Genomic DNA, 9,967 nt, shown 5'->3' with positions numbered 1-9,967 from the left:
TTTGAAAATATCGATGTAGAGGCCAAAATCAGGCTAGTTATGTTTTTAATTTCAAAAGCAAGCCACTTAGATAGCGTAGTTTATAAAATTCTTTTTTGGGAAAGAGATGAGAAAATAGAAGAGCATCTTCTTAAAAATATGAAGGGGCAATACACAAAAGCCAGGCCTTATAAAAACGGTGCCAGAGCGGGCGTTATTTTTATAAAAGAAAAGGCGCTTGAGCCAAATTTTTTGAGATCCATACTGCTGCGCCATTTTAATTTTGAGCTGGCAAAAGAACCCTCTTTGAACATTAGAGTTCAGTTAGCCGTAAACAATAAAGAGAAATTTTCGATTTTATTTGATATATACGATGACCGAGGCTGCTATGTGTATTACTTTTAAAATTTTATAATGAAAATATTTGAGGAAGGAAGATATGGCAATTTGGCAATGTGAATTTTTTATTCTGCCTAAAAGCGATACCTACGATCTACAATACGATCCGCAATATAGCGATATAAAGCTCTTTGAAGACGATAAATATTGGAAAAAAGCAAAGATCAAAAAAGAGGTATTTTCTGAAATTTCGCACCTATTAAAGCCCGAAAAATCTTGGTCTAACGAAATGGATCTATACGGAAGCGAAAACGGCAACCGCTTAGAGGTATTTTTTGATGCTAATAATATAATAGAGTCCGTTACGTTTCGTATCGATTTTAGATCCGAGTATGAAGCGGTATTAAGGGGCATAATATCATTGTGTGAGAAAAACGGCTTTTGCATTATAGATGGCAATTTAAATAATTTAAAATTATCCTTTAATGCTATAAAAGAGGCAATCAACGAATCCAAAAATAAAGAATTTTTTACAGAACTTGTTAAAAATAGTATAATAGGCGATAAAAAAGAACCGCCCATCATAGAAGCCGTAGACGATTTCAAATTTAAGGATGATTAAAAATGATTGTAAAATGTATAAAAGAAGACGAGCATGAGTATCTGGGATTAAACAGAACCTATTTTGTTCATGGTATCCAATATGAAGAGGGACAGGTTTATTATTGCATATTACCGTTTTTAGATGATATAGATTACTGTAGATTTAATAGCGAATATTTTCAAGTAATCGATGAGACGGTGCCTACGAATTGGAAATTTGGGATGCATAGGGGATTTTTTGGATGTTTTACTGCATCTTACGAAGAGCTCATAGCAGACGCGGATCATTATGGAAAGCTTATTGACGGAGATCCGATAGAGGAGGAAATTTTTAAGAAGAGAAGAGCCGAGATGATCGATGACGTATATAATACCCATATCATCAAAGATTTTAACCGTTTCATATATGATCTAAGCCCTAATCTATCGGTACAGATGAATATTGCAAATAAAGTACTGGATATAGAGATATCCGATGCAAACGCTGGGGCCAAACATCGCAAAATGAATATTTTAAAGGATGACGGATATAGCTGGTATTTGATAGAATCAGGCGCGAGCACCTTTAAAGCCAACGCTACTAATGATTATTTAAGACCCGTATTAAAATATCTTAAATTGTGGCTAGGTAGAAAGAATTTTAGATAACCGGGCAGAAGGGTTTAATATGACGAGCGCGACTGATAAAGAAATTTTTATAAAAATTTTGAATGAAGATATTAATGTATGGCGCCCGGTAAAGGCCGTTCAAATCGCGCAATATATTTTTAAAATTACCGATACGACGAAATTTGAATCCGAACTGGATGAAATTTTAGAATTCAAACAGAGCGATATTGTAAAATGTAGAGAAAAAGACGGCGATTTCTATGCTTTTGAGCTATTATAAAAACCCGCCTTATAAATAGCAACGCGCTTATCATGTGGCTTGATTTAATCCCATTTTTCGCTATAATGAGCGTCAAATTTCACTCACGGGGATAGCGATGAGCCTTGTTTCTTACGAATTAAAAAAGCAAAAACTAGATGGAGCACGCAATGTGGCGCTTTGGAAGGCGCGTGGCGGTGTAGCAGTGGTAGTGCTGGCGCTGTTTATCGCTATGCGCAAGGATTTCGGAAATTTCTCATTCTTGTTTTTATTAGTGCTACTAGCTCTTGCTTATCCTGCTTACAAATACCTAGCCGTGCGCATTTCGCATAAATTTGAATCGCTCAGTGAAGAGGCTTTTAAAAACGAATTTCTGCTTTGGATTGCAAAGGAGCTGCGTCTTACCTTTCAGCCTTTCGGCGCGTTTTTACTTGATGAAATTTACAAAAATCCGCTCCGTAAAGAGGCAAATCTATGCACTTGCAAGCACGCGATAGTGGGCAAGACACCCGAATTTGGCATAAAAATCGGCGACATCTGCCTAAGCCGCGATTTCGATAAAAACAGAGAAAATCGGGTATTTGAGCTGGATAAAATTCTGCATCTCAAAAAAAAGGACGATACCGCGATCTTCGACGGGCTTTTTGCAAAATTTGATTTTAGCGAGACCTTCGATAGCCAAATTTTAGTGGTGCCGCGCGGGGAGTTTATCTTCGGCGCATCGAACCTCAAACTACTAAAAGATAGCCCGCATTTGAGCGCATCGTTTGACGTCTATCTCAATAACCTCGCCGCCGCCGCCTTTTTGCAGAACAAAAAAATTTTAGAAAATATGCAAACGATCACCGTAAATTTATTCGGCAAAACCGAGCTTTATCTGGGCGAAAACAGCCTCGTAATCGGCGTTGAAAATAGCGAAATTTTCAAATCCGCGCCGAGCTCGCAAAGCGCGAAGCTACTCGAAAGCCTAAATAAAATGATCGAGATCGCTAAAATTTTTGCCTATCTTAAAAAGCTCGGGCAGGTAGAATAAAAACACTCGGTTTTGTAAATTTAAAACAGGGTTGCAGCGCGCGAAATAGAATTTACTATAAGGGATAAATTTAAAAAGGAGGGGCGCTATGGATATAAACGAAATACAAGCTCAAACTCGCAGTATGCGCGCCCTATATGTCGAGGATGATAATGAGGCAAGGCAGCAGACCGCGAAAATTTTAAGGCTGTTTTTCCATCAGGTTACCGACTGCGGTGACGCGCGGGAGGGTATCGAGAAATTTAAAGCGAGCAAAGCGGACATTGTTTTTACCGATATTAATATGCCGGGCATGAGCGGGCTTGAGATGTTAGAGCGGATCAAACAGATCGATCCTTCGGTAAAAACTGTCATCTTCTCAGCCTACGACGAGTCTAAATTTTTCACTAAAGCGATATCTATCGGCGTGGACGGCTATATTCTAAAGCCTTTTACGACCGAGTATCTACTAAGCGTGCTTGAAAAAATCACGCAAAGTATCGAAACCAAACCCGCAAAGTTTATTTATCTAAGCGGCGATTTCGTGTGGGATAAGCAGAGTTTAACCCTATCCAAAGCGGGCGAAATTATCAAACTAACCAAAAACGAAAGCTCATTGTTGCAGCTGCTTTTAAGCTCTAGCGGGCGGATCGCAAGCGGCCTTGAGATAGAAAACGAGCTGTTCGAGGACTATGGCGGATATGACGACAAGCGGGTAAGAAATATCATATCCAGATTTCACCGAAAAATCGGCTATAAGCTGATAGAAAACATCTACTCGCAAGGATACAGAATAAAATGGCGATAGTGGACATTAAGAAAAACCATCAGAGATTTGAGACGATATTTTCAAATTCCGGCGTCGGCATCTTCATCGTGGACAAGAAAAGAAACATTATGGAGTGCAACGAGACCTTTTGTAAAATTTTCGGCTACGAATACGACGAGATCATCGGCAAATCCGCGCAAACCATACATCTAAGCGAGGAAAAATACCTGCATTTCGCAGATATCGCCTTTAATAAAGTAAGGAAAAACGAGGCCTTGCAGCTAAACTACGAGCTAAGGCACAAAAGCGGCAAAGGGCTGTGGATTAGAATTTCGGGCGACTCCATATCGGGAAACGACGAGGTGCTTTGGATAGTGGTGGATATCACCAAAAGAGTGATGGCGGAGAAGAAATTAAAACAAAGCAGGCTGAAGGTCAAGCGGCTAAATTTAACTCTCAACCACGAGATCGAGGAGCAGCTAAAGCTCATAAGGCGCCAAGACGAGCAGCTTCAGTATCAATCAAGGCTCGCTCAGATGGGCGAAATTTTAAATATGATAGCGCATCAATGGAGGCAGCCGCTGTCCGCTATCTCGGCTACGGCTTCGTATCTGAGCGCCGGCTGCTTGATGGCGGATAAATTTGACAAAACCGCCCTTTTGGAGGAGCTCGGCAAGATCGAGCAGTACTCCAAGCACCTATCCGAAACGATCGATGAATTTAGAAATTTCTTTAAGCCCGCCAAGATCAAGGAGGTTACGAGCTTAGAGGGGCTTTGCAATATGGCGATAAATATCGTAAAAGCGATACTACAAAACCAAAAGATTAAAATTTACACGAAATACGGCTGCAATCAGACTCTGCTCACATATAAAAACGAAGTTTCGCAGGTTATTTTAAACATCATAAAAAACGCGCAGGACGCCTTTTTGGAAAGAAATATCGACGACGGCGTTATCGAAATTTCAACCTACATCGAAAAATCTTATCTTTGTTTAAGCGTAAAAGACAATGCAGGCGGCATCAAAAAGGAGATCGCAGATAAAATTTTCGATCTGTATTTTTCTACCAAAGCCAGCAAAAACGGCACCGGCATCGGGCTATATATGTCAAAGATCATCATCGAAGATCACTGCAAGGGCTCGCTCGTCGTAGAGAGCCTAAAAGGCGGTTCAAATTTCATAATCAAGCTTCCAAAATGAAGCTTTTCTGAGACAATTTAAAATTTAATCCAAATTTACGCTACAAATGGGCTGCACTCTTTTTATATAATTTAATAAAGATTAAATTTTATGTAAGGAGGAAGCGATGAGCGAACCTGAAGACAAAATCTATCTGGAGGAGCGGAAGCTTGTTAGAAGGTATTCTCCGCTCACATCGGTGCTTGTAAACACCCTGTTTTTATTCGTGGTGTTTTACGCATCGTGGTGGATCTTTCAAGATCCTAGGGGGCTGATGAGGATGTATACTCCATACGTGGGATATATGTGGTGCAGATGGCTGCTCGTGGTCATCATCTGGATCGCGTATATTTTTGATTTTTGGCCATTCAAAAGAGAGTGGCTCTATACGGCGGGACCGGCGAAAAAGGGCATTATCTTTACGGTGATGGTATTTTTTACCTTCTTCGTATTCTTAAAGATATTCTTCGAATTTATTCTAGGCGAGCTTGCCATATCGTATTTTAGTCCGCGAAGGCTTGCGGAGCTCGGTATAACCGATTTTTACGCTCTTGAATATTCAGCTCAGGCTATTTTGATGTTTGCCGCTATCGCGTCGTGGCTAAGTCCTTCTTGGGTGGTGGCTGCGGATAATTCGCCGTGGCAGAAGCTAAAGCAGCCCGTTAAAGGCTTTACAGTTTTTATCTGGACCTTTTTGCTAAGTATGATCGTATATTTCGTATTTTTCCACTCGCAAATGGGAATTTTATTCGATCCGTGGCAAAAATACACATCCATCACTCCGCCTTGGTGGCATAATTTCGCCGATACCGTGCACGGAAATTTCAATATCGCATGGATTATGTGCTGTACCGTTATGGTCTGGGTGTATGAAACTATCTGGGAGAGGTATCCTTTTAGCCTTATTAAGACGAACTGGCTTAGAAGGACGGCGTCGTTTTTCGGCATTATAGCGATGGCGTTTTGCTTTTCGTTCTTCTTTTACTATCTGCAAGAACTTATCTGGGGCGTGCATATTAGAGGTGACAGGAGGCTTTTTGCGCCAGATTGGCGCTGGCTGCATGTAGGCGAGATAGCTATATTTTGGCTCGTGCCGGTGCTGTTTATTAAATTTTACTGCAACAACGCGGTTAATAAATTTTCAAAGCCCGTCAATATCCTTCTTAGAACGATCATAAGCATGACGGCGGCTATTGTTCTATACTACGTATATTATCAGGTCTCGCACTTTTTGCTAGGCACTCAAAAAGGCTTTTCGCATCCGCAACAATTCCCGATGATTCCGATGATCTGGTTTATCAACGTCATGCTGATAAATTACTGGTTTATGGACGGCTGGCCGGGCTGGAAGCTTGCCGGCAAGAAGGAAGAGGCGGATGAAGCGGGCGAGGAAGACGATTTTGGAAATAAAAATTCCATCAAAGGCTTGGTGGTAGGCTTTATCATAGGCGTGATCATCTATGTAGCCGTAGTTTATCTAGCGCCTGTCGTGGGCAATATGCTTACAATTTTTAAATAAAGGATATGAGATGAATGAAGCTAGAAGAGATTTTATAAAAGGCGGCGCAGCGGGCATAGGACTCGGTGCGCTCGCATCGATGGGGGTATTTTCATACTCTCCTGCGAGGGAATTTTTTCTTCCCGATGAAGTGCGAAAGATGACCGATTTCGGCGCGATTAAAAGCGTCGAGGTTACTAATATCTCCGAAACGAGCTGGTTTGATAACTCGATGCTGATGGGAGATATTAAAGGCGCAGGCGGACTGCTCGTTAATCAATATCTATTTAACTGGCCGCCGTTCGGTAACGGCAAAGGGCTTGCTAAAGGTAGCTACGAAGAGGGAATTTCGCAAATCAAGCATCTTTTGCCGGATAAAATAGATGAGGCTTGGGAGGTAACCAAAAAGCTCTCCGTAAATCCCGATAACGCGGGCGGCTACTCCGCTTTGATAGAGATAGAGCGGCTAAATGGCGAAAAGAAAAAATATCTGCTTGATTGCGGTTGGTCCTATAAATGGATGCACGAGTGCTTTAAGCGAGAGGGGATCGATAAGATGCTGCAAAGCGGCGAGATCGACACTCTCATAATGTCGCACGAGCACTACGATCACTTTTGGGCGCTACCCGTAGTTTTAAAGTATAAGCCCGACATCAGGATTATCATCCACGAGGGCTTTTATCCCGAGGGCAGACAGTATATCAAAGATTCGGGCCATAAGGGCGAGCTCGTAGTGTTTAAAAAGGGTAGAAACGAGATCGAGCCTGGAATGTGTACGTTTTGCTACGACTGTCCTATCATTACGAGGGTTTTTGGCGAGCAGTCAATCTTCGTAAACGTTAAAGACAAAGGTCTTGTGAGCATTACGGGATGTTGTCATCAGGGTATTATTACATTCTCTGATTCCGCATACAAAGAGCTAAAATATGACAACGACCAGCTCTACGGGCTTTACGGCGGACTTCATATCTCGCCGTTTGACGATTGGGATCCAAAATACGACGATCTGGTTATCGGACTGAAAAGATGGAACTACCAGGTCATGGCGTGCAACCACTGCACAGGCCTTCTGACCGTGCAAAAATTCGTCCGCGAGGGCTATCCGATCGTAAAAGGCACGGCTAGATTTAGAACCAAAACGTCCGATTATCTCGGCAACGGCGATAAGGTTAAATTTGGATAGAAGCATGGAATTTCAAGATATTTTCCCTTTGAAATTTAAATACTCGTTTGAGGATTACAGGTCGCTTATGAGATGTATATTGATGAAGTCTCTTTACGATAGCGACGTAAAATCCTCAAGCAGGTATCAGGGGATGTATAAGGGGAACTATTTTAACGAATGCTGGAGCATCAAATTTGGCTTTTACAGCGGAATTTACGGCATCGTTTTGCGGGAAGTGGAAGAGGGCACGGGCGTATTTGAGCTTTATTATTTCCCCTCCGCAAACGATGAGCTGCTCGGTAGCGTCTCGCTTTTTGAAGCCGTTTTAGCCGGAGAGCCGGACTTTTTGGCAAAGGTGCGAAATTTCTCCGCGCACGAGGAGCTTTTAAATAACTTCTGCGTCGCTACGATCTACTTAAGGCCGCAAGAGCGGGGCTTGGCGCTATCTTTTGAAACAAAGCTCAGAGATAGATCGTACGCAAAGGACGGCGTCTGCGTAGAGGGTAAGCAGATCATCGCAAAAGAGGGGCTCGATAAAAATTTCCCCTGCTTTAGGGTGTCGCTTGCGTTTATGAACTTTTTGCATATCGCGCTTTGCAAAATTTACGAGCCGCGCTACGAGAGCTTTGAAATTTACAAAAAAGCGGCGCACGCCGTGATCTACGATAAAGACCGCAACTTAGAAAGCAAAGCAGATCCGCTCTGCGGCGAAATTTTTGTAAATTTAATCTACGGCAAGGATGCGGACGACGCGTGCTTTAAATTTAACGATAAATCCTTTAAGAAGCCGCCAGGCTCGGCGCCTTTGTTTAAATTTTTGCTACGCTTAGCCAAAGAGGATAAAAAGCAAATTTCTATGCAAGGCGGCGAGCGACCGAATTTCTTTATCATCACCGGCTATCTGGGCTCAGGCAAGACGAAATTTATCCAAAATTTCATCGAGCACGAAACGGCGCAAAATAGATTTACCGGCATCATCCAAAACGAGATCGGCAAGATCGGTCTCGACGGCGCGCTGCTAGACGCCAAATACGCGCTCGTAGAGATTGACGAGGGGTGCGTTTGCTGCTCCATGGCGGGGCAGATCAAGCTTGCGATTTCGCAGCTCAAGCCCAAAAAGCCCGATAGCATCGTGCTTGAAACCACCGGCGTCGCCAATCCTTTCAATATCTTAAGCGAGCTAAACGAGATAAAAGACGCGGTCAATCTATGCGCCATCGTCACAGTCGTCGATGGGGCGAATTTTTAAAAGAGCAGGGCAGATCAAAAATAATGCTCGAGCAGATCAAGGCCGCCGACGTCATAGTGCTCAATAAAATCGATCTGATCTCAAGCGAGCAGAAGGAGCGGATACGACAAGCTTTGATCCAAAACAACCGCTGCGCCGAGATATTCGAGACGGTGGGCGCCGAGCTAAATCCAAACTATCTGCTCTACCGCCAAAGCGACACCTCGTATATGGCGTCCGTCCTGCTCGAGGGCAAAATGCATGCGACGCACGAAGACGAGGGGATAGTCTCATTTAAAAAAGATCTTCCTGAGGCCATCGATAGGCAAAATTTCATCAAATTTATGAGCGATATGCCGGAAAATTTTTACCGCATCAAAGGGCTTGCGAGCTTTAAAGATGATGAAGCGCAATACGTCGTGCAGTTCGTAGGCGACAAATTTGAGATAACGCCTTTTAGCGATTGTAAACGCTGCGATAATTTTTTGGTCTTCATCGGGCGAGGGATAGATGAAAGCGCTTTCTCGACCGAACTTTTGAGGGCATAGAGGATAAACTTGTGTGTATTTTGAACGACGATGCGGCACGACTTTATAAAAACGATAGAATGCCGCCGCCAAACATTAAATTTAAACACAAGTTGACTCGAACTCTTGCGGTAAATTTCCGGAATTTATCACCACGCTAGGATTTTATGTAGTGCACAGCTTGCCATTGAAAAGTCCTTTAGGTAATTTGTTTTACTTTAAAACGTTATCCCAAAACATCCTCAAGCGCGGTTTTTAGATCGCCAAATTTAAAGCTAAATCCGCTCTCTATCAAGGCTTTGGGATAGACTTTCGCACCCTCAAGCAGTACGACGGATCCCTCGCCTAGCATCAAATTTAGCACAAATTTAGGCACTTTAAAAAACGTCGGTCGTCCTAAAACCTCTCCTAAAATTTGAGTAAATTCGCCGTTGGTGCTAGGTTGCGGCGAAACTAGATTAAAAACGCCGCTTTGGCGGTTTTGCAAGGTAATTTTAAACGCCTCTAGCAAATCAGCGATGTGAATCCAGCAAAACGCCTGCTTGCCGCTACCGATCTTGCCGCCAAGACCGAGCCTAAATGCGGGCAGCATCTTAGCCAGCGCGCCGCCTCGACCCAGCACCACGCCTAGGCGAAATATCGCCGTTTGCGTCCGTGCCTTAACGGCCTCGCTCTCCCACTCACATGCTAGCTCGCCCAAAAATCCGCGGTCAAATTTGACCGAGCTCTCGTCGTGACCAAGCCCGTTTTCGTAAATGCCGACGGCCGAAGCGCTGATGAAAAAGGGCGGATTTTCTA

Annotated in this window: 12 protein-coding genes; 11 read left to right on the top strand and 1 reads right to left on the bottom strand. The window is 43.1% G+C overall.

Annotated elements, in window-relative coordinates; all coding sequences use genetic code 11:
- The 11 genes from Q0614_RS01450 to Q0614_RS01400 form a co-directional block, all read left to right on the top strand.
- The coding region (locus Q0614_RS01450; RefSeq protein ID WP_298785996.1) for a hypothetical protein at window positions 1-384 on the top strand (384 nt) is incomplete at its 5' end.
- 34 nt (window positions 385-418) lie between these two features.
- On the top strand, window positions 419-940 hold the full coding sequence (locus Q0614_RS01445) for a hypothetical protein (RefSeq protein WP_298785994.1): 522 nt from the start codon (window positions 419-421) through the stop codon (window positions 938-940).
- 2 nt (window positions 941-942) lie between these two features.
- Window positions 943-1,569: a hypothetical protein gene (locus tag Q0614_RS01440; protein WP_298785992.1), complete on the top strand. Its 627-nt coding sequence runs from the start codon at window positions 943-945 to the stop codon at window positions 1,567-1,569.
- A gap of 19 nt (window positions 1,570-1,588) precedes the next feature.
- Window positions 1,589-1,810, top strand: a complete 222-nt coding sequence (locus tag Q0614_RS01435) for a hypothetical protein (protein ID WP_298785990.1) — start codon at window positions 1,589-1,591, stop codon at window positions 1,808-1,810.
- Between the two features lie 97 nt (window positions 1,811-1,907).
- Window positions 1,908-2,822, top strand: coding sequence for a DUF3137 domain-containing protein (locus Q0614_RS01430; protein ID WP_298785988.1), 915 nt, complete (start codon window positions 1,908-1,910; stop codon window positions 2,820-2,822).
- A gap of 88 nt (window positions 2,823-2,910) precedes the next feature.
- Complete coding sequence (locus Q0614_RS01425) at window positions 2,911-3,609, top strand: response regulator (RefSeq protein ID WP_298785986.1); 699 nt, start codon at window positions 2,911-2,913, stop codon at window positions 3,607-3,609.
- Complete coding sequence (locus Q0614_RS01420) at window positions 3,600-4,772, top strand: PAS domain-containing sensor histidine kinase (RefSeq protein WP_298785984.1); 1,173 nt, start codon at window positions 3,600-3,602, stop codon at window positions 4,770-4,772. Before Q0614_RS01425 ends, Q0614_RS01420 begins: the two co-directional genes overlap by 10 nt.
- Window positions 4,773-4,878: 106 nt before the next feature.
- Window positions 4,879-6,270, top strand: coding sequence for a hypothetical protein (locus tag Q0614_RS01415; RefSeq protein ID WP_298785982.1), 1,392 nt, complete (start codon window positions 4,879-4,881; stop codon window positions 6,268-6,270).
- Between the two features lie 10 nt (window positions 6,271-6,280).
- Window positions 6,281-7,432 (top strand): MBL fold metallo-hydrolase, encoded by a 1,152-nt coding sequence (locus Q0614_RS01410; protein ID WP_298785980.1) that lies wholly within the window; start codon window positions 6,281-6,283, stop codon window positions 7,430-7,432.
- Window positions 7,425-8,663, top strand: coding sequence for a GTP-binding protein (locus tag Q0614_RS01405; protein ID WP_298785977.1), 1,239 nt, complete (start codon window positions 7,425-7,427; stop codon window positions 8,661-8,663). Before Q0614_RS01410 ends, Q0614_RS01405 begins: the two co-directional genes overlap by 8 nt.
- Window positions 8,624-9,190: a GTP-binding protein gene (locus Q0614_RS01400; protein ID WP_298785975.1), complete on the top strand. Its 567-nt coding sequence runs from the start codon at window positions 8,624-8,626 to the stop codon at window positions 9,188-9,190. Before Q0614_RS01405 ends, Q0614_RS01400 begins: the two co-directional genes overlap by 40 nt.
- Before the next feature lie 205 nt (window positions 9,191-9,395).
- On the opposite strand, the gene Q0614_RS01395 is transcribed toward Q0614_RS01400, so the two are convergent.
- A partial coding sequence (locus tag Q0614_RS01395; RefSeq protein ID WP_298785974.1) for a DUF1731 domain-containing protein occupies window positions 9,396-9,967 on the bottom strand: 572 nt, incomplete at its 5' end.

This window comes from uncultured Campylobacter sp. (assembly GCF_937997595.1).
Classification (GTDB): domain Bacteria; phylum Campylobacterota; class Campylobacteria; order Campylobacterales; family Campylobacteraceae; genus Campylobacter_B.
Note: the sequence above shows the minus strand (reverse complement) of the source record. Positions and strands in the feature narration are given on the sequence as shown.